At 57.5% G+C, this 26,142-nt stretch carries 20 protein-coding genes; 10 read left to right on the forward strand and 10 right to left on the reverse strand.

The annotated features are described in order from the left end of the window. The first annotated feature begins 71 nt into the window (after positions 1 to 71). The 4 genes from ACAW74_RS00295 (at position 72) to ACAW74_RS00310 (ending at position 3,800) form a co-directional block, all read left to right on the forward strand. Entirely contained in the window at positions 72 to 1,544 is a 1,473-nt protein-coding gene (locus tag ACAW74_RS00295; protein ID WP_370696188.1) for a histidine kinase, read from the forward strand. A gap of 40 nt (positions 1,545 to 1,584) precedes the next feature. Further along, positions 1,585 to 2,346, forward strand: coding sequence for a LytR/AlgR family response regulator transcription factor (locus tag ACAW74_RS00300; protein WP_370696189.1), 762 nt, complete (start codon positions 1,585 to 1,587; stop codon positions 2,344 to 2,346). A gap of 94 nt (positions 2,347 to 2,440) precedes the next feature. Then, positions 2,441 to 3,304 carry a hypothetical protein gene (locus ACAW74_RS00305; RefSeq protein ID WP_370696190.1) on the forward strand — a complete coding sequence of 288 codons (864 nt, stop codon included), beginning with the start codon at positions 2,441 to 2,443 and terminating at the stop codon, positions 3,302 to 3,304. 178 nt (positions 3,305 to 3,482) lie between these two features. Then, positions 3,483 to 3,800 (forward strand): DciA family protein, encoded by a 318-nt coding sequence (locus tag ACAW74_RS00310; protein WP_370696191.1) that lies wholly within the window; start codon positions 3,483 to 3,485, stop codon positions 3,798 to 3,800. Between the two features lie 121 nt (positions 3,801 to 3,921). On the opposite strand, the gene ACAW74_RS00315 is transcribed toward ACAW74_RS00310, so the two are convergent. Next, the gene (locus ACAW74_RS00315; protein ID WP_370696192.1) at positions 3,922 to 4,707 is read right to left on the reverse strand and encodes a polysaccharide deacetylase family protein; all 786 of its coding nucleotides are present in this window, start codon (positions 4,705 to 4,707) and stop codon (positions 3,922 to 3,924) included. Further along, the gene (locus ACAW74_RS00320; protein ID WP_370696193.1) at positions 4,668 to 5,684 is read right to left on the reverse strand and encodes a glycosyltransferase family 2 protein; all 1,017 of its coding nucleotides are present in this window, start codon (positions 5,682 to 5,684) and stop codon (positions 4,668 to 4,670) included. Before ACAW74_RS00320 ends, ACAW74_RS00315 begins: the two co-directional genes overlap by 40 nt. A gap of 78 nt (positions 5,685 to 5,762) precedes the next feature. Here ACAW74_RS00320 and ACAW74_RS00325 point away from each other — a divergent pair, with 78 nt between their 5' ends. From ACAW74_RS00325 to ACAW74_RS00345, 5 genes are all read left to right on the forward strand, one after another. Further along, positions 5,763 to 6,947, forward strand: a complete 1,185-nt coding sequence (locus ACAW74_RS00325; RefSeq protein ID WP_370696194.1) for a M28 family peptidase — start codon at positions 5,763 to 5,765, stop codon at positions 6,945 to 6,947. A gap of 121 nt (positions 6,948 to 7,068) precedes the next feature. Then, on the forward strand, positions 7,069 to 7,629 hold the full coding sequence (locus ACAW74_RS00330) for a hypothetical protein (protein ID WP_370696195.1): 561 nt from the start codon (positions 7,069 to 7,071) through the stop codon (positions 7,627 to 7,629). Positions 7,630 to 7,764: 135 nt separating this feature from the next. Further along, a complete protein-coding gene (locus tag ACAW74_RS00335) occupies positions 7,765 to 8,595 on the forward strand; it encodes an AAA family ATPase (RefSeq protein WP_370696196.1) in 831 nt (276 codons plus the stop codon). Between the two features lie 136 nt (positions 8,596 to 8,731). Next, entirely contained in the window at positions 8,732 to 9,946 is a 1,215-nt protein-coding gene (locus ACAW74_RS00340) for a vWA domain-containing protein (RefSeq protein WP_370696197.1), read from the forward strand. Positions 9,947 to 10,004: 58 nt separating this feature from the next. Further along, a complete protein-coding gene (locus tag ACAW74_RS00345) occupies positions 10,005 to 12,923 on the forward strand; it encodes a carboxypeptidase-like regulatory domain-containing protein (RefSeq protein WP_370696198.1) in 2,919 nt (972 codons plus the stop codon). Between the two features lie 2 nt (positions 12,924 to 12,925). Here ACAW74_RS00345 and ACAW74_RS00350 read toward each other — a convergent pair whose 3' ends face one another. Further along, positions 12,926 to 13,849, reverse strand: coding sequence for a sugar phosphate isomerase/epimerase family protein (locus ACAW74_RS00350; protein ID WP_370696199.1), 924 nt, complete (start codon positions 13,847 to 13,849; stop codon positions 12,926 to 12,928). Positions 13,850 to 14,097: 248 nt separating this feature from the next. Between ACAW74_RS00350 and ACAW74_RS00355 the strand changes: the two genes are divergently transcribed. Then, positions 14,098 to 14,712 (forward strand): deoxynucleoside kinase, encoded by a 615-nt coding sequence (locus tag ACAW74_RS00355; protein WP_370696200.1) that lies wholly within the window; start codon positions 14,098 to 14,100, stop codon positions 14,710 to 14,712. Between the two features lie 3 nt (positions 14,713 to 14,715). On the opposite strand, the gene ACAW74_RS00360 is transcribed toward ACAW74_RS00355, so the two are convergent. The 7 genes from ACAW74_RS00360 to ACAW74_RS00390 form a co-directional block, all read right to left on the reverse strand. Next, positions 14,716 to 15,639 (reverse strand): EamA family transporter, encoded by a 924-nt coding sequence (locus ACAW74_RS00360; RefSeq protein ID WP_370696201.1) that lies wholly within the window; start codon positions 15,637 to 15,639, stop codon positions 14,716 to 14,718. Positions 15,640 to 15,751: 112 nt separating this feature from the next. Beyond that, positions 15,752 to 16,372: an RNA-binding domain-containing protein gene (locus tag ACAW74_RS00365; protein WP_370696202.1), complete on the reverse strand. Its 621-nt coding sequence runs from the start codon at positions 16,370 to 16,372 to the stop codon at positions 15,752 to 15,754. Positions 16,373 to 16,673: 301 nt separating this feature from the next. Beyond that, positions 16,674 to 19,007 carry a metallophosphoesterase gene (locus ACAW74_RS00370; RefSeq protein ID WP_370696203.1) on the reverse strand — a complete coding sequence of 778 codons (2,334 nt, stop codon included), beginning with the start codon at positions 19,005 to 19,007 and terminating at the stop codon, positions 16,674 to 16,676. A gap of 264 nt (positions 19,008 to 19,271) precedes the next feature. Continuing rightward, the gene (ileS, locus tag ACAW74_RS00375; RefSeq protein ID WP_370696204.1) at positions 19,272 to 22,805 is read right to left on the reverse strand and encodes an isoleucine--tRNA ligase; all 3,534 of its coding nucleotides are present in this window, start codon (positions 22,803 to 22,805) and stop codon (positions 19,272 to 19,274) included. Between the two features lie 110 nt (positions 22,806 to 22,915). Continuing rightward, complete coding sequence (locus ACAW74_RS00380; RefSeq protein WP_370696205.1) at positions 22,916 to 23,383, reverse strand: RES family NAD+ phosphorylase; 468 nt, start codon at positions 23,381 to 23,383, stop codon at positions 22,916 to 22,918. A gap of 4 nt (positions 23,384 to 23,387) precedes the next feature. After that, positions 23,388 to 23,900 (reverse strand): antitoxin Xre-like helix-turn-helix domain-containing protein, encoded by a 513-nt coding sequence (locus ACAW74_RS00385; RefSeq protein WP_370696206.1) that lies wholly within the window; start codon positions 23,898 to 23,900, stop codon positions 23,388 to 23,390. A 60-nt stretch (positions 23,901 to 23,960) separates the two neighbouring features. Then, the gene (locus ACAW74_RS00390) at positions 23,961 to 26,072 is read right to left on the reverse strand and encodes a putative porin (RefSeq protein WP_370696207.1); all 2,112 of its coding nucleotides are present in this window, start codon (positions 26,070 to 26,072) and stop codon (positions 23,961 to 23,963) included. Positions 26,073 to 26,142 lie beyond the last annotated feature (70 nt).

Raw genomic sequence — 26,142 nt, forward strand, 5'->3', positions numbered from 1 at the left:
CTGGTCGTCAGCGACACGTATAGCGTTGGCCTGAACGACAAACGTTAAACAGTAAACACCCAACTGTTCCCATGACCCGCGAGCAACTCATCAAACGGACCAACGGCACGCAACGGCTACAACTGCGGGGGCAGAGCCTGCGGGGATTCGATTTCAGTGGCCTTAATCTGAGCGGGGCCGACCTGAGCTTTTCCGATCTGACGAAAGCCAATTTCGAAGGGGCTATGCTGCGCGGGGCCGATCTAAGCTTTTCCGCCATTCGGGGGGGCAACTTCCGCGATGCCGACCTGACCGACGCCAACCTGAGCTTTTCCGATCTGACAAGTACCGTACTCATCAACGCGAACCTGACGGGCACCCGGTTGAATTTCGCAGCCGTATCGGCCAAACGGGAGCCAAAAGACAGGCTGGCCGAGCCTAATATGCTGGCGAAGCTGCTGCAAACGCCATTCTGGGGGCTGCTGATCGGGATGATCGCGGGGGCGCTGGTGGTGTATGGCTTCAGCGGCATCATCTACTTCACGGCCCAGATCGCCATCTCGAAAGACCCGCTGATGGCCCAGCTCTATCGCTTCCTGATTATTCAGAACGTCACGATTGGCGCGGGGATCTTTCTGGTTATCTGGCTCCTCGACGAATGGCTCAACCAACGCATCCACTCCACCTGGCTGCGACACCTGCTGGCCTCGGGCGCGACGTTTATGACGTCTACCACGGTTAGCCTGACCACCTTTTTCTTTTTCGGACAGTCGGCCGTCAATGAGCTGGTGAAACGACCGGAATACACCACCGATAACGCCCCCGTTATTTTCTACATCCTATCGTACCTGATCGTGGGCAACACCTTTCTGTATGTATTACGGCAGGGGCGGCAGCTGACCCGTAAAATGTCGGAGCAGGAGTTTCAGTTGCTCAACATGGAGAAGCTGAAAAACCGGGCCGAACTCGATGCGCTGCAAGCCAAGATCAACCCCCATTTTCTGTACAACGCCCTGAACAGCATCGCCAGCCTGGTACACGAAGACCCCGATAAAGCGGAGGAAATGACGCTGCTGCTCTCTAAACTGTTTCGTTATAGTACGGGCCGCGACGGTAATCTGTTTACGACCCTGGCCGACGAACTGGACATGGTCCGAACGTACCTGCGCGTCGAACAGGTGCGGTTTGGCGATCGGCTCCGGTTTGAGGTAGAGGGCCACAACGCCCGCTTCGACGGACTGACCATTCCGCAGTTCTTGCTGCAACCGCTCGTTGAGAATGCCATCAAGCACGGCATCAGCAAACGGGCCGACGAAGGCTGCATCCGCGTGGGCATCCGCGAGGAGGCGGGCTGGCTCTGGCTCACGGTGCAGGATAACGGCCCGCATTTCCCCGACGAGATGGGGGGGGGCTATGGCCTGCGGAGCATTCAGGATAAACTACGCCTGCTGTATGCCGACGACGCCCGGTTCGAGTTACAGAATAAACCTCAGAAACAAGTCTGCATTGGCCTGAAAATGAACCGCCTGACCAGTCCGGCCGCTGCCTCGGCTTCGGTTGGCTGACAAACCGCTTAACCGGCAGGGCCAACGCCTTGCCCTACGTATGACTGCCCTCCTGATTGACGATGAACCCCTGGCGATCAGCCGCCTGCGTCGGCTCCTGGCCAAACATGCCGACACCTTCACGATTATCGGCGAGGCCACCAACGGCGCCGAAGGGCTGGCAATGGTGGAGGCCCAGCGGCCGGACGTTATTTTTCTGGATATCGAAATGCCCCTGCTCAACGGCTTCGAGATGCTGGGTCGGCTATCGTACATGCCGCTGGTGGTGTTTGCGACCGCCTACGACCAATACGCCATTCGGGCTTTTGAAGAAAACTCAGTCGATTACCTGCTGAAGCCCATCGAGGCCGACCGGCTGGAGCGGACAGTGCAGAAGATCAAACTGCTGCGTGGGCACGATCAGGCCGCTGCCAACCCGTATACCGACAACCTGGCCCGCCTGCTGGAGCAGATGAAGCCGAAAAAAGAGATCTTCTCGATCTCGGTCAAAACCGGCGATAAGATTCGCCTCATCCCACTGGCCGATATTGCGTTTTTCGAAGCCGAAGAAAAATACGTGTTCCTGGCTACCCACGACGGGCAGAAGTTCCTAACTACCTACACCATCGCCAGCCTCGACGAAAAACTGCCCGAGACGTTCGTGCGGATCAGCCGGGCGGTCATCGTCAACCGCCACCGCATTCGGGAGTTTCAGAAGCATTTCGACGGGAAATACGTGCTCACGCTCAACGACAGCAAACAAACCCGCCTCACCACCGGCAGTACCTACGCCGACAATGTCCGTCAACTAATGGAACTTTGAAAGCAGTATGCAGTTAGCAGTGTACAATAACCAGTAGACGGGCGCCCACGCGCCGGCATCAGCTACTGGATACTGCTAACTGCATACTTTTTTCATGCGCCGTTCTGCACTGTTGAGGTGGTTTGTGTCGTTTCTGATTGCCCTGCCGATTGGGTTGGTCGTTGCCTTCCCGACACTCTGGCGCTGCCTCACGGTTGGCTATTCGGGCGACTTTACGGCCCTTCAGCAACAACAGCATACCGTCTATGTCAGCAACGACGCCACGCCCCGGCAGCGGGCTGTGCTGGCGCGTCACCTCGACGTGGCGAGCGAACGGATCGGCCGCTTCTGGGGAAACCGGCAGGGGAGGGCCGTGCTCATCTACTGCCCTACGCAGGAGCAGTATGCCCGCTACTGTTCGGGGGGTGAAGGGGCTGGGTGCAGCATCGGGCTACCGTGGGGGAGTTCATTTCTGGTGCTGGGTCCCGAAGGCAACAGCCCCGACGTAATGGCCCACGAGCTGTGCCACGACGAACTGTTTGCCCGCCTCGGCTGGCTGACTATCAAACGGCAGGTGCCGCAGTGGTTCAACGAAGGGCTCGCGCTGATGGTCGATTACCGCTTTACCAGCCCTACTAACAACCCCGCCGTTCGGTTTGCCGAGTACGATGCCGAATGGAAATACCGCACGCGTGGCCTGATGGCCCAACACCCGCAGTTTGTGCCCACGCTGCCCTCCCTCGAAACGACCCGCGATTTTTTCTACGGCAATTATGGGCGGGTCATGCTGGCCTATCTGGCCGCCGGCCGCGAGGTCGCGCGCTGGCTGGCTACCGAAAAGCAGCCACCCCTGCTCCCGTTTGTCCGGAAATTGGCCGCGGGCGAACCGTTCGACGAGGTGTACAAAAAAGCAAAGCCCGAACAGGCGGCTATAAAGGCTGGACAGTCGCAGAAGAAAGGAGGTCCGGAGTCGGGATAGTCGTTTTTGGTGATACATCTACACACTGAAAAACGACTGTCCAGACTCCGAACTTCCTTTCTTCTGTGACTGTCAAGACTCGAGTTTACCACCGCTAAAAAATGTTTCCCTGTAACCGAGGGGTTACGTGACTAGGCGTTTAACTTTGTCGTTATCCAACTGAACGGCCTTCCATTCCATGACCAACAAGTACATTTCGCCCACATCACGACAGCCTGGCACGACAACTGTCAAAGAAGCTTTCGAGAAGCTGCTACAGGTGTATAAACTGCGTGGTCGGTTCAACGAAACGTACCTGGAAGCCTTTTGGGGCCGTATGATGGGGCAAACGATTGCCTCCCGCACCACCCGCCTCTACGTCCGCGACAGCGTTTTGTACATCGAATTGTCGTCGGCCCCCCTGCGCAACGAACTGGTCAACGCCAAGCAGAAAGTCATTCAACTCGTCAATAAAGAGATCGGCTCTGAAGTCATCACGGATGTGATCTTTATTTGAGTCTGGAAAGTCTGATAGAAACAAAGTCCGGAGTCTCGATAGTCCATTTTTTAGTGTGCGTAAGCAACACAAAAACGACTATCGAGACTCCGGACTTTGTTTCTATCAGACTTTCCAGACTTCAAAGTTGCCCCACAAACTCATCCATCGTCTGGTACTCGCCGCCTTCGGTGCGCAGGTAGCGAAGCAAGGCTTCTACCCGGTCGAGGAGTTCGTGGCGCGAGTGGCGCTTCACGTAGGTTGGAATCTTATCATACTGGGCCAGATCGGTAAACTCCCAGGGGTGTACGTACAGGTTCACGAAACCGTCGGCCTTGAGCGTTTGCAGGCAAAGCTGTTTGTAGATCGCAAACGGAAAGTTTTTCAGGCTCAGCCAGAAGAGCGGCAGCCGCAGATTGGGCGTAACCGAAGCCGGAATCTGCCAGATCGTTTTTTCCTTAAAGGGCAATCGCGGCTCGCCCCAGTGGTTATAACGGCCCGGTATAAACGTCGGGTGCAACGATGAGTTATAGACGTACCCAGCCGCAATCAGGTCGTCGGGGTTGGTTTCGCCCATGCGCGCCCGCCGGAACCCCCGGATGGGTTTTTCCAGCAAGGTTTCCAGCGCCTGTTTCGACGTACCCAGGTCGGCCGGTTCGAAGGTCGTATGGTAATAGCCGTGCGAAGCAATCTCGTGCCGTTGGGCCAGCTGCTTCATCAACGCAGGTTCGTGCAGCGCATAATTGGCTGTAGTAAACAGCGTCGTGCGGGCGTCGAGCGCGTCGAATCGCTCGGCCAGCAGGCGCAGGCCCTGCGTCGAGACGGCAATCTGTTCGCTTAGCGGGATATTGTGGCCAAATTCGACGGCGGTGTCAAATTCTTCGACGTCTACTGTGAAGAGAATGCGGCGGGGTTGGGTACTTGCCATTGAATAATTTCCTCGATCTCACTCGAATCGCCAACGATGTAGGGCGGGCGACGTTTCACCTCGATAAAGGTTTTGCCCAAATATACGCCCATAATGCCGATGACGATAAACTGCACGCCCCCAATCAGCACGACAAGCAGCACCAACGTGGTCCAGCCAGACACCGTGGCGTTCGTGAAGAAATACTCGTACAAAACTTCCAGCCCAAACAGCGAGGAGAAGAGTGCCATGCACAAACCAACCACCACGGAGATATACAGCGGTTTGGTGCTGAACGACGTGATGCCCATCATGGCCAGCTGTAACATCTTCTTAAACGAGTATTTAGTGGTGCCAGCGAACCGGGCAGCCGGCTCATACTCAATGCGACACTGCCGAAAACCCATCCACGAAATCATCCCCCGCAGAAACAGATCGTTCTCCTGATGTTGCTTCAAAACGTTGAGTACTTTTCGGTCGAGCAATCGGAAATCGGCGGCGCCATCTTCCAGTTCCAGGTCAGACGCAGCCCTCAAAAGCCGGTAGAAATTACGGGAGGTAAATCGCTTCGTCCAGGGTAAATTGGGGTCCTGATGCCGCACGGTATACACCACGTCAAACCCCTCGCGCCACTTCTTCACCAGCGTCGGAATCAGTTCGGGGGGATGCTGCAAATCGGCGTCGAGGCTAATAGCGCAAACCCCGCGAGCGTGCTCGTAGCCCGCGCGTAGCGCTACCTGATGCCCAAAGTTGCGTGAAAAGGAAATAAAGCGTACTTCGTTGTAACGCATGCTTAGTTGTCGCAACACGGCCTTGGTACGGTCGGTGCTACCGTCGTCGACGATCAGGATCTCGTAAGCGACCGGCCGGTCAGTAGCCGGGTCGCTGAGCGAGCCCATAACGGTGCGCAACCGCTCAACCAGTACCGGCAGATTCTCCTGCTCGTTGTAGGCAGGTACAACAAGGCTGATCAGGTTAGGAACGAGTAAAAAAGACATTAAAAAGATGCGTATTTTTTCGTAAAGATACACTTGCTTATGACTAAATCCCCCTCAGCCCCATCGACAAATTTCCTTTTGCAGTCACTTTGTCAATTTCCGCATCGGGGCGCGGCCACCAACTGCGAACGCGAAGCCGCCCGGCTGCTGGCCGATACCCTGACTGAACGGGGTGCCACCACCCGCCTGGAACCGTTCCAGACGCCCAAAACCTACGTAACCATTGTTTACTGGCTGATCGGCGGGCTATTGCTGGGTATGGGGCTTGGGCTAAGCGCAGGATTTTTACTACAACAAATTGGACTGGCCGTATCGTTCTTTTTTTTGATTCAGGCGTGGCGGTATTTCAACTGGCGGCCCACGCTCATCAGCACCTGGCCGGTGCAGCACACAGCTTTCAACGTGGTGGCCCGATGGCCCCGCCCCGACGCCGAGCCGGTCAGCACGCACGTGGTGCTGATGGCGCACTATGACACCGCCCCGGTGTCGGCACTGTATAGCCCAAAGCAGCAGCGGTCGTTTCGGACATCGTTGATCCTGTCGCTGATGGTCATGACGCTGGGTGTAGTCCTGTTGTTGGTCTATATAGTTGCGGGGCGGCCAGTATGGGTAAGCTGGGGTGTCGGGCTGGTGGCGCTGTACCTCATCGCGCAGGCTATCTTAGGCAGCATTGGGTACTGGACGAAAGGCTACACCAACGGTGCCAGCGATAATGCCACGGGCGTGGTGGCGGCCATCGAAACCGCCGATCGGCTGCAACGGGCGAGCCAGGCCGGTGAGTTGCCGGGTCTGTTGGTAGAGGTGTTGTTGCCCTCGGCCGAAGAGGCCGGTATGCTGGGGTCGCTGGCCTATGCGCAGAAAAATCGCCCCAAATGGCCCATGAATGGCCAGCAGACGATCGTGATCAACTTCGATACGCTTGGTGCCGGGAAGCTGACCATCATTGAGCAGACGGGGACGGTCGAGGTGCTGCGCTACGACAATGCCCTGACCGATCTGGCCCGGCAACTGGCCACGACACCGCCGTTTCGGGAACGTACCCAGACCGGCCGGTGGCACACCGCCGACTTCGACAGCGCGTGGTTTGTGCGGGGTGGCAACGTACCCACGCTTGCCCTGTGCGCGCTGGCTCCCGACGGTAGCATGCCCCGCATTCACCGCCCCGATGATGTGCTGTCTGCCGTCGACGAAACCCCCATGCACACCGCCATCGACTTTGCCGAAGCCGTGGTGCGCGCGTGGCATGACGCGCGAAATCCGTAACTTAGGCCATTATTCAGCAGGTTCAGCGGTTGATAGAAAATGAAGCAATGTTACTAGCGGTTGACTAACAACTAGTTAACATTAATTTCGTGTCGCCAGATCCTAAACTGTATCTACACAAATGGCAACGTATAAGAATGACGGGTATCGACCCGACGAAATCAATGCACTAAAAGATGAGTGCCGACAGACCGGGCGTTCGTTTGTCTACGTCGAAGACGACGAACTGGAAGTACTGGAGTCGGGGGAGTGTGCCCACATCCAATTTGTTGGAAAAGATGAGGGGCAGGAAGTAATTTTTGACGGGCTCATTTATACGTTGCGGTTGCACCACAGCAGCATGGTCTATGAAATGGCCGTTGATCAGGTGAAGAAGACGTACCCCGGCTACCAGCCTCCTGAAGAACGCGCCCCCGGCTACCGCATCGACACCGAAAAAGAAGAAGAAGTCGAAGAGGTGTTGACCGAACTCATCGAAGAGCTGGAAGACACTGAGGCCGTCAAAGTAAAAGAACACGTCGAACTCGACCGGGGCTTTGAATACGGCATCGGCATCGATGTCTGCCTCAACGCCGAAGACATCACCGACGAAGTCATCGAACAGTTCATCAATCAATTCAATAGCAACTCACTCCGCCTCGACCAAACGCTCTACTCGTTTTCGAGCGATGAGGAAGAGTAAATAGCGTTCAAGGTCCAAGCGGCCTATCGCCGCAGATCCAATCTCCAAAGTAGCAGACTCCAGAATAAGTCGCGTCAGCTACCTTGGACATTGGACCTGCGGCGATAGGCCGCTTGGACCTTGAACATAACTCCAATGCAATTCCAGGGAACCGACGCCTACGTGGCCACCCGCGAGTTGAGCGTGGCCGTCAATGCTGCTATGCAGTTGCAGAAGCCGCTGCTCATCAAGGGTGAGCCCGGCACCGGCAAGACGTTGCTGGCGTTCGAAGTGGCGCGGGCGCTCAATAAACCGTTATTTACCTGGCACGTCAAATCGACCACCACGGCGCAGCAGGGACTGTATGAATACGACGCCGTCTCGCGCCTCCGCGACTCGCAACTGGGCGACCGCGAAGTAGGCGATCTGGCGGCGTACATCAAAAAAGGAAAACTCTGGGAAGCCTTCGATACCGATGAGTCGGCGGTGTTGCTGATCGACGAAATCGACAAGGCCGACATCGAATTCCCCAATGATCTGTTGCAGGAGCTCGACCGCATGGAGTTTTATTGCTACGAACTGCGGCAGACGATCCGGGCGCGTCACCGGCCGGTGGTCATCATTACGTCGAACAACGAAAAAGAACTGCCCGACGCCTTTCTGCGCCGCTGCTTCTTTCATTACATCCGGTTCCCCAACCGCGATACGATGCAGCAGATCGTCGACGTGCATTTCCCGAAACTACCGGGCGAACTGATGGCCAAAGCATTGTCGGTGTTCTACGGCATCCGTGACGTAAAAGCGCTGAAAAAGAAGCCCTCGACGAGCGAACTGATCGACTGGATTCGGCTGCTGGTGGTAGCGGGCGTCACCCACGACGACCTCACCGACCTCGAAAACCTGCGTGAGGTACCGCCTTACCTCGGTGCCCTCCTCAAAAACGAACAGGATGCCGACCTGCTCGCCGCCCTCCGGACGCGGAAGTAAAGGAGAATGAATAATGTACAATGCACGATGAATAATGTACAATGAACGGTGCAGTACAGTATCCTTCAGCCAGTTATGTAATCATACGGGGTCTTTGTTCATCGTGCATTGTACATCATTCATTATCCATTAAGCTATGTTCCTCGCTTTCTTTCTCCTGCTGCGGCAACAGGCGTTGCCGGTAACGTTGTCGGAATACCTGACGCTGCTGGAGGCGTTGCGGAGCGACGTGGGCGGCACAACGATCGACGATTTTTATTACCTCAGTAAGACCACGCTGGTTAAGCACGAGCAGCACCTCGACCTGTTCGACCGGGTGTTTGGCGAGTGGGTGTCAGGTACGTTGGTGGTTACCGGTGAGGCGCTGCCCGAGGTGCCTCCCGCCTGGCTGAGTGATGCGCTGGCGCTGAACCTCACCGACGACGAAAAAGCGGCGCTGGAAGCCGCTGGCGGCCTCGATGCCCTGTATGATCGCCTGCGAAAACTGCTCGACGAACAGCAGGAACGCCACGAAGGCGGTAATACCTGGATCGGTACGGGCGGTACGTCGCCCTTCGGTAATAGGGGGTACGCGCCGGAAGGATTCAAACTGGGCCAATCGCCCGCTGACTCGGCAGGCAATCGCCGGGCCACCAAGGTCTGGGAGAACCGCGACTACAAAAACCTGGACGATGGGGTGGAACTGAATACCCGAAACATGAAGATGGCCCTGCGCCGCCTGCGGATACTGACGCGCGAAGGAGCCCCTACGGAACTGGACATCGACGAGACCATTGCCGAAACAAGCCGGAACGGGGGCTATCTCGACGTGAAGCTGCAACCGTCGCGGCAGAACCGGGTAAAAGTGCTGCTTCTGTTCGACGTGGGCGGCTCGATGGACGAACACATCGACTTGTGCAACCAGCTATTTTCGGCGGCGCGCTACCAGTTCAAACACCTCGAATTTCTGTACTTCCACAACTGCGTGTACGAAACGCTTTGGAAAGACAACCGTGGCGACGGACCGCATCGCCGCCGTGACCGCATCCCGACCTGGGAGGTGCTGCACAAGTACAACCGGGAGTATAAAGTAATTTTTGTGGGCGACGCCGCCATGGCACCCTACGAACTCACGCAGCCACGCGGGAGCGTCGAGCATTACAACGAAGAGGCGGGCCTCGTCTGGCTCGATCGGTTCAAGGCGCAGTATCCGTATCTGGTCTGGCTGAACCCCACCCCGGCGGGCTACTGGCAGTACACCAACAGCACCAATCTTATCCGCGACTGGTCCGGTAACCGCATGTTTCCGCTGACGCTCGGCGGGCTGGGGCAGGCCATGAAATCCCTGAAAAATCCGAAGGTGACGTTTTGACGACAGACCGTTTGGGGAATTGCTGTAAGTTGCTGTCCCTTACCGTATCCCGACCGTCATGACTACCCTTCGCTGGCTTTTCTGCCTTTGCTGTCTGCCCCTTCTCATGCAGGCGCAACCTACCCAACGCGCTACCCTGACGGGCAAAATTACCAACGCCACCACGGGTGAGCCCCTGCCGTTTGCGTCGGTCTACATCAACAGCACTACCCGCGGCACCAATACCGACGAAAAAGGCGTCTTCACGCTACCTGATGTGCCCTTCGGCACGACTGAACTGGTGGTTTCGTATACCGGCTTTACGGCCGAGCGCAAGACCATTGATGTCAAAGAAGCCCGGCCCCGCCTGCTCGAAATCACGCTCTTCCCGATGACCAACCTGTTGAACGACGTAGTCGTTAAAGCTGGGAAAGATCGCCAGTGGGAAGGGCAGCTGGATCGGTTCAAGCGCGATTTGCTGGGTACGTCGCCGTTTGCGGGTAAATGCACCATTGTCAACCCGGAGGTGCTCACGTTCAGCGAATCCAACGGGACGCTGACGGCTACGGCCACGGCGCCACTCCTTATCGACAACCGGGCGCTGGGGTTCCGGCTACACTACACGCTGCTGGGGTTCCGCAGCCAGAGCCAGACCGGGCGGGTGGTCTTTGGCGGTACTACGCTCTTCAGCGAACTCAAACCCGACTCGCCCAAGCAGACAGGTACCTGGCAACGTAACCGGGAGGTTGCTTACCGAGGGTCGTTGCGGCACCTGCTGGCTAGTCTGGCAATGGGTACACACGAGAAAGAAGGGTTTCTGGTCTACCAAACCAACCCCGACCGCCCTCTTCCTGACAACCCGCCGCCGACGCTGGGTACGGAACTGGGCCGGCATCTGAAGCCAATCGACCTGAGCACGCTGGTGCTGGCCGGCGCGCAGCCCCACGAGCGCTTTCTGGTCAGTATGAGCACGCTTGAAGTGTTCTACACCCGGTATAACCCCCGTAATTCGCCCTATCGGGATGCGCCCTATGCCTTTTCAAAACTGGTGATGCCTCAGAAATCGCTGGGTTTCACTACGGCGGGGGCCATTACGGCACCGCGTGGTTTCGAGGCCGTTGGCTACCTCAGCGACGATCGCCTCGCCACCGCCCTGCCCGACGACTGGCAACGCACGACCCCGCCCCGCCGCGATTCAACCACTGCCTTACCACCACCGACGTCGACAGGAAAGCTGGCCAGTGGGTTGCCGCACGTTTTTCTGCACATCGACAAGCCACTGTACCTCACCGGCGACCGGCTGGGGCTGAGTGGGTACGTGCTCAAGGGCCGGTCGAAAGTCGATACGGCGGCGGTTGGCCCCGCGCTGAGCGTTGATCTGTGGTCAGACCGGCAGACGCTGGTGCAGCATCAGTGGTTGCCCGTGCGGGAAGGGCGCACGGCCGGTACGTTCCGCCTGTCGGATACGCTGGCGACGGGTACGTACTGGCTTCGGGCCTATACGGAGGCGAGCCGCCAGCAGGGCCAGCCTGCTTTTGAACGCCCCATTGTGGTGGTGAATACCAGTCATTCCGACGTACCCAGCCCCCCCGCCCCAACGGCTCAGCCCGACCGTCGGCGCTGGCCGATGGCTCAACCGGCTGTTTCGAAAGGCATCGTCGCGACGGCTGTGTTAGGCGTGGCTCCAGACAACGCGGCTGCCCGCCCACTCCACATAACCTTACAGGACGAACAGGGCCGGTCTGTGTTTGCCCAACTGTCGGTGGCAATAACCGATGCCGAACTGGTGCCACCCGATTCGCTGGGGCCTGACCTCCCGACTCAACTCGCCCTTGCCGACAGGCAATCGTCGACCACCCGGCCGGTGGCAATACAGCCCGACATTACCCTGCACGGAACGGTGGTAAGTACCGAAAAGCCACCATACAACGTGACCGTTTTCGCGACTGGCGACCCCGCCGTTCAGATGCGGGTAGCGCAAACGGATGCAACCGGGCAGTTTATCGTTGATCAGCTCGACTTGCCCGATACGACGCAGGTCATGGTGCGGGTGACCAACCGGCGTGGTAAGCCCATCGAGGCGAAGGTGTCGTTTGGGAATGGAGCCGACGCGCCAGGTACGTTGCCGGTTGTACCCAACGTAGCCCGGTACGTGGCCCAATGGCGATCGATGATCGAGGCGGGCCGGCAACGCCAGCAGGCTGCCCCGGCGCAATATCGGCAAGCCGATGCGCGTCAACTGAACGAAGTGGCCGTACGGGCTAGCCGCCCCATCGACGACCGCCCCGACGATGTGCGACTCCGCAGCCTGCACGACCGGGTCGACCAGACGATTGTGTTGACCGACCAGACACCAAACGTGACTAATCTGTATTTTCTCATCCAGGCTAAGGTGCCGTCGATTCGGGTGGAGGAGGTGCTGGTAAAAGGGCGGTTGAGCTATTCGGTAAAGTTTCCGGGTACGTCGTCGATCATGAATGCGGCCGTACCCGTACAAACGGGTTTTGGTGCGCCGCCTCCACCTAAACCCACGGCCGATGCTACCATGCAAAACCCGCTGTTTCTGATGGATGGCTTTCCCATCAACGATACCGATGGAACGCAACTGCTGGCCTTTTCGCCCGCCAATATCGAACGGATCGAAGTGCTCAAGTCAGGATCGGTAGCAGCAATCTACGGGGCTAATTCCGCACGGGGCGTTATCGCGTTTTACACCAAAACGACCCGCGAGGCCGCTTCGGTGAAGGGTGTAAGCCGACACACGCTGCGGGGCTATGCCAATCCGGCGGCGTTGCCGCCCCTAACCAACGTACCCAACGCCCGCCGCGACGTGCTGGCCTGGTTGCCACTCGCCACCACCGACGCCTACGGGCAGCTAACCATCCCGATCGAGGTGACTCCTTCGGTACGAACCCTCCGGCTGACAATTCAGGGCGTGACTGATGCGGGGCTACCGGTCTCGTGCGTGCAAACCCTGTCGGTGGGCGGGTCGCATTGACGTTATACAAAGACGCGACGGGCCTCGACCAGATCGGCTTTATGGGCGGCAACCCCATCTAGGGTGTTGGGCGAGCCTTTTTCGAGGCATTGTTCCAGCACAACCAACGGCCTGACGCCCAATTGCTTGATGCTCGTAATTAGTCGGTTGTAGTCGATGTCGCCGGTGGGGGAGAAGGTCTCCGCCCAGATGCCCCCGTTCGACTGCCGCACGTGCATCGACGCGATGCGTTTGCCGTACAGCTTGACCACGTCGAACAACGCCACCTGCGAGTTTTCGGAGCCGCGATATACCCAATGGGCATCCAGACACAGCTTCACGTGGTCGGGGTTACTGCCGAGCATCATGTGGTGAAATTCGCGGGCGGCGGCGCGGTGTTCGGGCGCGTGGGTATGGTAGGCCAGTGTGAGGCCGCGCTGCCGGAGAGACGCCCCCAGCCGGTCGAGGTTGCGCAGCTGTTCGTCGAGTTGCTCGTCGGATTTGTTCTCCCCAGACCCCCATTTGATGGGGTTGGGGTTTGTGACGATAATGCGGGTACCCAGTGGTTTCACGGCATCGGCGATCGCCAGCGCCATCGTAATCGACGTGTCGGCCTCGGCCCGGTTATGCAGCGAACTGTTGACGTAGATGGAGGGCATCGTCAGCCCATATTTTTTCAACAAAGGAGCCAGCGCGTTGGCGGCGGCGGGCGAGTCGATGCTGGGTTCATAGGCCGTGAAGCCCGACGCCACATAATCGCGCATCGATGCGTCGGGGTCCTTCATCCACTGCTTGCCCGCCCGCTCGTAGAACGTCAGCCACGAGTAGGAATTGCAGGACAGCGAGAGGGGCGCGGCCACGGCTGGCACAACCAGCGACGGGGCGGTGGCGAGGGCAGCAGTACCCAACGAGAAAGAGGTTAAAAACTGGCGGCGCGACGGGCTCATGGCAGGGTGGAAGTTGTGATCTGCCAGTAAAAGACAATACTTCCCTAAAGTTCACGGCTTTCGGCAGCAAACCGGTGCAGTCAAAGCCGAACGGGCAGGCAATCAGCGGGTTGACGACAACCTTGCCGGGGCAGGATGGCGATCGGCTGGCACTATGGTAAAAGATTGTCTCGCTTTGTGTTGGCAAAGCGACGCCCAGACCAGATTTTTGAGGCATTCTAACGTACCCGTCAACTTCATACGCGTTCATGCACATTGCGATTACCGGAAATATCGGCGCCGGGAAGACTACCCTGGCCAAACAATTAGCGGCACACTACGGCTGGGACGTTCTCTACGAAGCCGTGGAAGGTAACCCGTATCTTGCTGATTTCTACGGTGATATGGCCCGTTGGTCGTTTCACCTGCAAATCTATTTCCTGAACAGCCGGTTTGAACAGGTGCAGAAAATCCGGGAGTCGGGGCGGAGTGTGATTCAGGACCGGACTATTTACGAAGACGCTTACATTTTCGCCAAGAACCTCTACGACACCAACATGATGGTGCCGCGCGACTACGAAACGTATCGGTCGTTGTTCGATAACATGCTGAGTCTGGTGCGCCCGCCCGATCTGATGATCTACCTGCGCGCCGACTTGCCGAAGCTGATCGGGCAGATCAAAAAACGGGGGCGCGATTTCGAGCAGGCCATGAGCCCGACTTACCTGCAAAGCCTGAACCTGTTGTATGACGAATTTGCCCAGCAATATCAGGCGGGCGATCTGCTCGTCATCGACGTGAATAACCTCGACTACGCCAACAATCCCGACGATTTGCAGCACGTGATCGGCCTCATCGATCGGCAACTGGCCGTTAAAGTGTAGGGGCTACTTGCGGCCCAGCGTGAGCAGCACCACGCCGATCAGCGCCACCCCGGCCCCCACCAGCGACCGGCCCGAGAACACCTCGCCCGCAAACAGAACGCCCAGCAAAACGGCTACTACCGGGTTGACAAAGGCGTAGGTCGACAGGAGCGAGGGCGTGGCGTTGCGCGCCAGCCAGGCGTAGGACGAAAAGCCGATGATGCTGCCAAAAACGACCAGATACAGCACCGACCACAGAGCTTTGGTGGGCGCAATCAGAATACTGAACACGCCGACTGGTTCGGTCAATAGGCTGATAACCAACAGAAAAAAGCCGCCCAGTAGCATTTGCATGCCGCTCGCCAGCGTTTGTCCGGGTTGCGGAAGGCGCGGTGTAAGCAACGTACCCACAGCCCACGACAGATTGCCCGCCGCCACCAGCGACGTGCCGATGAGGTTGGCGTGCACACCACCCGTGCTCACCAGCCGGTCGGGTTTAATGAGCAGGTAGATGCCGATAACCCCCACCCCAACGCCCAGCAGCGAGAGGGTCGTGGGCCGAACGCGGGCAAACCAGAGCCAGTTCAGGAGCAACAGAAAAATAGGTAACAGGCCACCCAACAGCGCCGCCATCCCGGTTGGAATATACTGTACAGCGATGGTCAGCGCGCCGTTGGCGATTGTCAGCAGGAAAAAACCGATCAGCGCCGTCGATTGCCAATGCTGACGGGTTGGGCGTTCGCTGCCCGTCAGCCGGGCGTAGCCGTAAAGCAGACTCCCCGAGACCAGATACCGCACCGACGCCATGTAGAGTGGCGGCATCTGTTCGGTCATGAAGTGAATGAACAGGTAGGTAGACCCCCAAAGCAGGTAAACGGCCCCTAAAGCCGACCACAATTGAACGCGGTCGGGCTGCCTGACGTCGGAACGGGGCGAATCAATAGTCATGCGTATCGACAATACTCTGTTGGCGAATATCGACCCTGCAAAAGTAGCAGTATCCGTAGCGTTGGCTCGTTAGCTATGGGCAGGCTTATAGTTTTCCTTGGAAAAAGGCAAGCTAGCCGTCTTTCTTAAGCGAAAAATGGGCCGGTCGTGGCTTATCGACCATCAGCAGCACACCTTGCCGGGTGAGGTCGTGCAGCAGTTTGTTGGCGCGGTACTCCGAAATATTAACCAGCTTCGCCAGTCTGGCCGCCGTGACGCTATCGTTCTTTCGCAGAAACTGAAGCAGGTTTTTCACCATCGTCGTCTGTAACAGTTGCTGGTTGACCTCGTTGTCGTCAATCAGCAGGCGCTGCGTCGGCACCGATTTATCGCGCTGCCGAACGTAAATCGTGCGTTCGTTGTGTTCGTTGACCGCCGTGTGGGGTTTTTCATCGCTTTCGGGTACCGTCACCACCAGCACATTGCGCCCTTCGTGCCTGACAATCTCGTAGGAAACCGATAGCGTCGGTTCGATCAGGAAATCGGTGGCGCGTTCGATAATCTGCATCTCCCGGTATTCGGAGTCGATGCCCACCGTTCGCCCGTCATCGTCGACGCCAATCAGGATAGTACCACCTGAGGTGTTGGCGAAGGCCGTGAGGGTTCGGGCAATGCGATAGGCGCTGGATAGTGTGCGTTTGTATTCAATCTGAATACCTTCGCCCTGCTCAAGATAGGGGGCTAGTCGCTTCATTGGATAAGGTTTGGATAGATAACAATAAAGTAAGGCTGGTTGTGTTTGCTGGTGAGCGTACACCGTAGCGAATCACAGCAGAGCGAGCGCACGCGAAAAAACATACACAGGCCTGCCCAGAGCAGTATACTCCGAGTAGACCTGTGTCGTACGTGCGAAAAAATAGTTGGATAAGCGCAGGTAAAGCGCCTATGCGTTGTTGACCTGAAGCGGAATAAAGTCAACTATGCGAGCGGCTTATCAAACGTATCAATACATGTTAGTTTTGCCAAATTAAAATTTATGTACTTTTACTAAGTATCTATCTTACTATTTTGTATGTTTTGGTCTGGTTGTTGAAAATGACTTGTATAAAGTAAGGCCCTGATCGGTCATTATGTATAAATATTCTTTTATTTTTAGTAACATTGCCAATTGACTGGCTGCTTACTTCAGTACCAGTGAGCGTTAATACGCGTAGTTGAACAGGGTCGGGGGTATCTGTAAGGAATTCCACCCAAGTATCTCCGTTGCCCGGATTGGGGTAAACATGCACTAGATTGTCGATAATGGGCTCGGTTGGAGTGGGCAGGAGTACCGATACGGCATTGCCGTTCAGGATGGTGCCCGACCCGCAATCATTGCTGATGCTACTAAGGGTAGTTAAGCCGGGGCGGGGTGCTGAAAACGCCACAACGGTGGGGCTAGCGGTCGCCGAAAAGGTGGTGCCGTCGGAAAAACTACCCCGCCAGGGCGATGAGCCTGTAAGGGCAAGCGTCACCGAAGCCGGTTGCCCGGCCAGCACCGATGCCGAACCGGTGACGGTTGCCGTTGCGGTTTTCAGCACGCTGAAGGCCGCGCTGGCAACCATGTCGGCGTAGGGCACCCCACGCGATACCAGCCGCAGCCGATAGCCGCTGCCCGCGCCAAGCGTGGTGGGCAGTGTAACGGTCTGATTTTTAGCCAGCGGGAACGTACCCAGCACCGTGGAGGCGGCGAAATTACCCGATGCATCGGAGAGTTGCAGCTCGCACTGCCCGGCGCTCTTGGTGGTGTTTTCAAACGTGGTCGTAATGGCCAGTGAACCGCCCGCACAAACAGCACCAGTCGAGGTGAGCGACACCGACAGCCGGGGGCGGGCACCCACCTGCACCGTGTATTCATCGGCCAGACAACCCCGTCCGTCGGTAACCCGGAACGTACCTGACTGATTGACCGCGCGGATCGTACGCCCTGTTTGCCCATTCGACCAGGTATAGGTAGCAGGCAGCCCATTACCCGTCACGTTGGCCCCCGTCCAGGAGGCTGTCAGTGCCAGCGTATCGGCGTATTCTACGGAAAGCGTCTGGCGGCGATTTACGTTTTTGACCATCGTGAAGCGGTCTTTCACGCCGCTGGGGGCTATCCATTGGGCATCGAGCCGGTTTTCGGCTACGTCGATGAGCATGGAACCGCCTTCGTCGGTGTAGCTGTACACCATGGCCTTGTGCGGGTAATTGGGCGCCCGGCCTGTATTGGCCCCGCCCGATCCATTCACGATATAAACCACACTGCCTTTGGCGGGCAGAATCGGGCAGGAGTTGGCCGACCCGTCGTAGCGCCCCGTGCTGCTGTCGACGGTCATGGTACGCTTGTCGAACGTAGTCGACAGGCCCCGATGCCCGCGAATCTGGTAGGTACGTTCGTAGACGTGGCTATGGCCGCTCAGCACCAGATCGACGTTGTAACGCTCAAAGATGGGTGTCAGGCGTTCGCGGTTCAGAATCAGATCCTGCTCGGTATCGGCGTTGCGCGAGCCCTGGGTGTAGGGCGGGTGGTGGAAGAAAATAATCGTCCAGGGCTTTTTGTTGGCGGCGAGGTCGCGCTTGAGCCATTGAATCTGCGTGCCGGTGGTGTCCCAGATGCGGTGCTTACCCGCTTCATTGCCAAACGAATCGAGCGAAATCAGGTGCACCGGTCCATAGTCGAGCGAATAATACGACGGCGACCCCGACGGCACGCCCCCCGCCTCGCCGCGTTGCGGATGGCTGGTGAGGGCGTAATAGGGTACGTTGAAGTCGTTGTTATCGTCGTGGTAGTCGTGGTTGCCGGGGGTCGCTACTGCGGGTAGGTTACGCAGGTACGTTGGGTAATAGTCGAAGACATAACGCTGGTATTCATCGTCAGTTCCGCTGGAGTAGGCATTGTCGCCCAGCCAGACCCACAGGTCAGGGCGGCGGGATTTACTGGCTTCGACAAACGACTCGGTCGCTTGTTTCTGCCGCTCCGAGCCCGTACCGAAGTCACCCAGTACCCACAGCCGCACGGGGGCTACCGAGGCTGGGGCGGGTGAGGTGATGAAGAAATACGAGGCGTCGGGTGTGAGCAGGTCCTTCGCCGACGTACCCACCACGTACCCGTAGCGCGTGGCGGGTTGCAGGCCTGTCAGGGTCACTACGTGTTCGGTGGTTTGTTGGCCATCGGCGGCTTGCCGGGCGAGGTTGTCGCCAAACCGAACCCGACTGTCGGTAGGCTGATCGGTTCGCCAGCGGACCACGATGCTCGTTGGCGTTACGTTTTGCAGGTAGGGCCCGCGCACGATGGTTTGCGCCGCGCCCGGCGATGAAACGATAAACAACAGCGCGACAAAATAGACAAAACGTAGCGTGTAAGACATGAGTTGAGCGGCTAACAGACACGTAAAGGTACAACAAACAAAAAAGCCCGGTCGCAGAGCGGCACGGGCTTAGTGGTATAGTATGTATGTACTCTTTGAGGCTGTTGGCAATCACAGATATGGGTACACAAAGAGTAGCAAATGCCGTGCCAGATTTTGATGTTAGGTTCAACGTTCAAGGTCCAATGTTCAAGGTTGGCTGACGTGCGGTTACTGTTGCGTCAGCCAACCTTAAACATTGGACCTTGAACGTTGAACATCACTTTACGCTTTCTCCACAACGACTTTGAGCACAAACTCGTCCATTTCGATCTCGACGGATGAGCCGTTGAGGCCCGTAACCAAGTCTAGTTCAACGGCCTGTACTTCCTGCTGAATGTAGGCTTTATTGGCTTCTACAGCCGCTGCGAGCAGTTCATCGTTGCGCTCCAACTGAATCCGGATCTTGTCGGTTACCTCAAACTGCTGGTCCTTGCGCAGGTTCTGAATCCGGTTCACCACGTCGCGGGCGATGCCCTCGCGGCGCAGTTCGTCGGTCAGTTTTACGTCGAGGGCTACCGTCAGCGGGCCATCAGTCGCTACCACCCAGCCGGGAATATCCTCCGTCAGAATCTCTACGTCCGTCAGGGCGATGCTGAAACCGCTCAGTTCGATCGTCTGGGTACGTTCCAGTTCGGTCAGTTGGTCGCCCGTCATGCCGGTGATGGCAGCGGCCACGTCTTTCATCTGCTTGCCGAATTTGGGGCCGAGCGCCTTGAAGTTCGGTTTCACCTTCTTGGTGAGGATGCCGCTGGCGTCGTCGACAAACTCCACGGCTTTCACGTTCACTTCGCTCTGAATAATGGGAGCCACGTGTTCGATCTGCCGCCGCGTGTCGGGTGTCAGCACTGGGATCATCAGGCGCGATAGGGGCTGGCGTACTTTCAACTTGTGCCCTTTCCGCAGGCCGTGGACCATCGAACTGATTTGCTGCGCGAGCGCCATCGACGTTTCCAGATCGGTGTCGATCCAGGTGTCGTCGGCGGCGACCCAATCAGTAAAGTGCACCGAATCGTGCTGGAAAAACGCATCCGCGCCCGCTTCGCTGCTATTGGCTGGCGTAGCGGTTTCGTCGAACGAACGGCCCGTCAGGTTGCGGTATAGCCAATCGGCGTAGAACGGAGCGATGGGCGACATCAGTTGCGCCACCGTCGATAGGCAATGGTGCAGCGTCTGGTAGGCCCCGCGTTTGTCGGCCGTCAGTTCCCCATCGCCTGAGCCCCCGGTCCAGAAACGCCGCCGACACAGGCGCACGTACCAGTTTGAGAGTTGGTCGTTGACGAAATCCTGCACCAGCCGCCCTGCTTTGGTGGGGTTGTAGGTATCGAATTGCTCGGTCACCTCCCGAATCAGCGTGTTCAGCTTCGACAGAATCCAGCGGTCCATTTCGGGCAACTGCTCGCGCGGAATGCGGCGGTCGGCCGGCTCGATCTGGTACCCGTCGAGGTTGGCGTAGAGGGCAAAGAAATTGTACGTGTTGGTGAGCGTACCGAAGAAGCGGCGCTGCACCTCCACAATGCCGTCGAGGTTAAACTTCAGGTTATCCCAGGGCTCGGCGTTGGTGATCATGTACCAGCGCGTGGCATCGGGGCCATATTGGCTCAGCGTCGCGAACGGGTCGACGGCATTGCCCAGCCGCTTCGACATTTTGTTGCCGTTCTTGTCGAGCACCAAGCCCGTGGACACCACGTTTTTGAACGCCACTGAGTCGAACAGCATGCCCGCAATGGCGTGGAGCGTAAAGAACCAGCCACGCGTCTGATCGACCCCTTCCGAGATAAAATCGGCCGGGAACGCCTGTTCGAACACGTCTTTGTTCTCAAACGGGTAATGCCACTGCGCATACGGCATCGCGCCCGAGTCGAACCACACGTCGATCAGGTCTGGTTCGCGCTGCATCAGCTGCCCCGACGGCGATACGAGGTAAATCTCGTCGGAGTAAGGGCGGTGCAGATCGAACGTACCGGCTGCGTGTGCCGCCAGGAACGCCTCATTCTGGGTACGTTGCTCGTCGGTCAGTACGTCGGTGGCCTGCGCCTGCTGCACCTTTTCCAGCAACTCCGCCACCGATCCGATGCACACTTCTTCGTGGCGACCGCCAACGGCCGACTCGCTGCGCCAGATCGGCAGGGGCGTACCCCAGTAACGGCTGCGGCTGAGGTTCCAGTCGACGAGGTTTTCGAGCCAATTGCCAAACCGGCCGGTGCCCGTGCTTTCGGGTTGCCAGTTGATGGTTTTGTTCAGCTCCACCAGCCGGTCTTTCACCGCCGTGGTACGGATAAACCAGCTATCAAGCGGGTAATACAGGATGGGCTTGTCGGTGCGCCAGCAGTGCGGGTAGGGGTGTTCGTACTTCTCCACCCGGAACGCCTTGTTTTCTTCTTTCAGCTTGATGGCGATCAGCACGTCGGTGGGCCGGAAATCCGGATCGGCACGCTCCTCGTCGCTGTAGTATTCTTCTTTTACGTACCGGTGGGCGAAATCCGTGATCTGGGCCACGAACCGCCCCTGCCGGTCTACAACAGGTACGTCCTTGCCGGTTTCGTCCTTCACCATGATCGCCGGCACGCCGTTTTGCTGCGCCACCCGGAAGTCATCAGCCCCGAACGTAGGCGAGGTATGTACCACCCCCGTGCCGTCTTCCGTCGTCACGAAATCGCCCAGAATCACCCGGAACGCCTTGCCAACTCCCTCTCCTGCTTTTGAGGGGAGGGCTGGGGTGGGGTCTACATACGGCATCAACTGCTCATATTCGATGCCCTCCAGGTCTTTGCCTTTAAACTCCGACACCAGCGCCCAGGGCTGCGTTTTGTCGGTAGGCAGGTAGGCATCGAACGCCGCCGCGCTGTCGGGGCTGTCGACGCGGCTCTTCTCATTGAACCAGCGACTCACCAGCGCTTTCGCCAGTACCACATGCACCAGCTGATGCGTGTAGGGGTTGATCGTTTTCACCAGCACATAGTCGATGTTGGCGCCAACCGTGAGGGCCGAGTTGGCAGGCAGCGTCCAGGGCGTAGTTGTCCAGGCCAGGATGTACACGTCGGCATCGTTCGAATCGAAGAACAGGAAGCCCGACTTACCGTTGGGTTTCACCTTGAACTGCGCCACGATGGTCGTGTCCTTCACGTCCTTATACGTACCTGGCATGTTCAACTCGTGTGAGCTCAGGCCCGTGCCGGCCTTGGGCGAAAACGGCTGGATGGTATAGCCTTTGTAGAGTAACCCTTTGTCGTAGAGTTGCTTCAGTAGCCACCAGATCGACTCGATGTACTCATTGCGGTAGGTGACATAGGGGTTGTCGAGGTCGACCCAGTAGCCCATGCGCTCGGTCAAGTCATTCCACCGGTCGGTGAATTTCATGACTGCCTCGCGGCACTTCTGGTTGTATTCCTCAACGCTGATGCTTTTGCCGATATCGTCTTTGGTGATGCCAAGCTCCTTCTCGACCTGCAACTCGATGGGCAGGCCGTGCGTATCCCAGCCGCCTTTGCGGTTTACCTGAAAGCCCCGCAGCGTTTTGTAACGGCAGAAAATGTCTTTAATGGTCCGGGCCATCACGTGGTGAATGCCCGGCATCCCGTTGGCCGATGGTGGCCCTTCGTAGAAGGTAAAGGTTGGCTGTCCGTCGCGGATCGCCACCGACTGTTCGAAAGCGCGGGTCCGTTTCCAGTGCGCCAGCACGTCATCGGCCACCCGGGCATAATCCAGATTTTTGTATTCGTTATAAAGCACGTCGCAAACGGGAATGTCAGGCCGCAAAGATACGGCATAGTTCAAACCTATAAGGTTTTGGAAATCGTATAGGTTTCCTGATAGGTAGAAAGCCGACCTGCGAACTACCGGTTAGTCCACGTCGAAAAGTCAACAGGCTAGTCTACCAACCGTCTGTCCAGGGGGATCGGCTGCTGCCGAATGAGTTCAACCTGCGAAAAGTCGGGATGCTGCGGATGAAGCAAGAGATTATACGAAATCTCCAAAATAGCAGATGGCACCGCTATAGCAAGACAAAACGGAGCTGTTAACCACTCCCCCAGAATGCCTTGTGTCTCGGCGAGAGTACCCTGCTTCCAGTAAGTAGGCAGCCGGGCGGCTTCCAGCCAAAACACGGTATCAGGGCCGTCGGGCAAACGTAAGGTACTTAACCAGATCTGCGGTAACTCGGGTAACGCTACAGGCGGCAGGTGAACCAGCGTTTCCAGTAAGGCGAGTTCGGGTGTTCGGCTTGTGTAAAGTATGCCCCGTCCTTTGGGGTTCCACCGGCCGCCGTACCGATGACTTCCTATAACCGAGAGGGGATCGGTGTGATAAGGCGCTTTATTGATGCGATATACGTCCACTGGATTACCCAACTAGCCCCCACTCAATTCGGCCCAGTACGTCGTCGGCTAACATAAAGCCCGATACCGTATCCAGTACAGCCAGCGGCGACTGAGGAACCAGGCCATCCGTTGAGGGTGGCTGAGCCGTGGGTACGTAGGCGACAAAGGGTTCGTGAAAGCTGCCCAGCGTGCTAAGAGGCATGGTCGTCTCCGCATCGCTGGTATCGGATCCTGTTCGGTAAGCGAGTTCGTCCAATGGGGTACGTAGCCACCGACTCAGTAAGTCAGCACGTCCATCAAAAACAGCGAGTCCGTGCCGAAGCAGTTGTTCGAGCAAAAGCAAGCGTTCGCCAGCTGACAATGACAATGGTTCGTGAGGCGCTTTACCATGCAGGCTCCGCACCGACATAGCCAGCGCATAGGCCATCTCTTTGTCCGTCAGGCCGACCAGCTTAGCCACTTCATCGACCCGACGACGCAAGATACCCCGCCGTGCCTGCTGAATAAAACCTATACTGGGTGAAGCGGTCTGCATGGTGTTCGTTCAAATGCTATACTGGCAAATGTACCAACAGAGAATGGCAAAAATGCGTTCCTAGTCGAACAACAGCCAGTCGACGCCGAAACCGAATCCGCGCTGAAGTTGGAGGAAGCCGGGCGCTACGAAATAACCGGCTGGACCCAGCAGTCCCTGATTGGCGTGGTTTAGCTTCACGAAGAAACGAACCCGGTTCACGCGCATGTTGGCAAACACGTCGGCCAGCAGCGCGCCTTCTACCAGTTGCTGATCCTGCAAATAGTATTGTTGCGTAACGGGATTGTAGGCGTTGCCGTAATAAGCCGATTTGTAGTGGAGCTGAATACCCGTCTGGATGTGCAGCACCTTGGCGTAAATGAAATCGTACTGAATGCGGCCATTGAAAAAGAACGTCGGTACACGCAGTACATCATTACCGGCATTGAGCGTGTAATACGCCTGCGCACTGGCCTGAAAGCGCGAGCGGGTGTAGTTGGCACCCAGGCCCAGCCGTAGCATGGTAAAGGCCCCTGACTGGGCGGGTCGAGCCTGCCGGTCGAAATACACGTAGTTGTCGATGAGCCAGAAATCGGCGCCGGGCGTGACGAGCCAGTTTTTAGTGCGCACGTTCAGTTGCCCGTAGGCGTGCTGGGTACGTTGAAACTGGTTGGCCGTATTGGTCCAGGTGAGGCTCTGCACGTTGCTGATGAATCGCTGGGCGATCAGCGGGGGCGCGGCCTGCACCGACGTAAAACCCGCCGTGAAATACTTGCTTTCCAGTTGCCCGTTGAGCCGGAACGCGCCCGTGTTGGTCGAGCCGATGTCGGCCACCAGAAACTCACCTTCGGCCGTCAGACGGGACAGGCTGTCGGGGAAATAATAGCCGACCCAGCCGCCGATGTAGTTCTCGAAGCTCTTGCGCGTATCGTAGCGTTGCAGTGGTGACGTGTTGCCCAAGGCGGTTTCCGATCCGGTTCCGGTCACCAGTGTCGTTGATAAGACGTTGTAATCACCCTGCTGACTGTAATAACGGGGGCGGTAATAGACCCGGTAGTTGTAGGCAGCCCCCCGTCGGGTGAAGATGCCCTTCACGCCGAACGTGTTGTCGATCGACTGCCAATAGACATCCTGCTGAATGCGGGTGCTGTCGCCAAACCGGGCCGGAATGAACGCGTTACCATCGCCGCCAACGGAGCGGGTATCGTAAAAACGGGAAAAGTTCTGATTCTCCACGACGGCATCATCGCGGTAGTTGTTGATGCGCGTGAGATAATCCAGTTTGTGGAAGAACTGTATCCCTTGCGCCGGGGCATACTGGTGGTAGAGGTGAATGGCCGTGCGCCGTTCCCAGCCCAATGTCGCGGCCAGCTTGGCCTGCCCCTCGTAATCAATCGTGATGCTATCCTGACCGGGCAGCGGACTGTTGGGTACGTTGCCGCCCTGCTCCGGGAGGCTGTGGTTCATGTGGTTGAGGTGCGCCAGCAACACATAGCGGTCATCGGCTGTCCGGTAGTTGCCGTGGAGTAGCACGCCCCAGTTCTGGGCCAGCAGGCGCTGCGTCTGCGAGGTGCTGCCCGGCAGGCCAAACTGCCGCTCCGACGTGAAGCGCTGAATGGCAAAGCCCGCGTTGAGTCGGGGCGTGATGTTCTGATTAAAGTCGAAGTTCAGGATGTTCTGGTTTCGCCCGCCCAATACCAGATACAGTTCGGTAAATGGCGATTTGGTATCGTAGTAACGTACCTGATCGGTCTGGTAGCCAAAGGGCGAAAACACATAGTAGCCCTGCTGGGCGCCAATCTGTATGGGGGTATTGTAATAAACGGGCCGCAACGGTGTACCCAGGTTACCGAGGTCGGTCAGCAGGTTTTTGTTGCGCTGGGTAAACTCAAACTGATGCACACCCACCAGCGCCGTATCGGTCAGGTACAGCGTTTTGCGGTTGTTAAAGACATCGCTTTCCAGAAAAAAACGGGTCGTTTTGGGGCCGTAGATCACCTTCGTCGAGTCGTCGATGCCTACGCCCGGCCCCTGCCCACCGGGGCGGCCGGCGCCACCACCCGGAAAGGTGCCTCCCGTGCCGGGAAAGCCATTACCCGATTGAGAGCCCGCGGTGGGGAAGCCGGTTTGCTGGGCCTGTAGGTCGGTGAACCAGCCAAGCAGGGAGAAAAGGACGAGAAAACGATAACGCATGAAAAGGAATACCTGAAGTCGGCCAAGCTCGCTTTGCAACGCCAAGCCTGCAACGCTAAGCTTGCAAAGG

This window comes from Fibrella musci (genome assembly GCF_041321105.1).
Classification (GTDB): Bacteria; Bacteroidota; Bacteroidia; order Cytophagales; family Spirosomataceae; genus Fibrella; species Fibrella musci.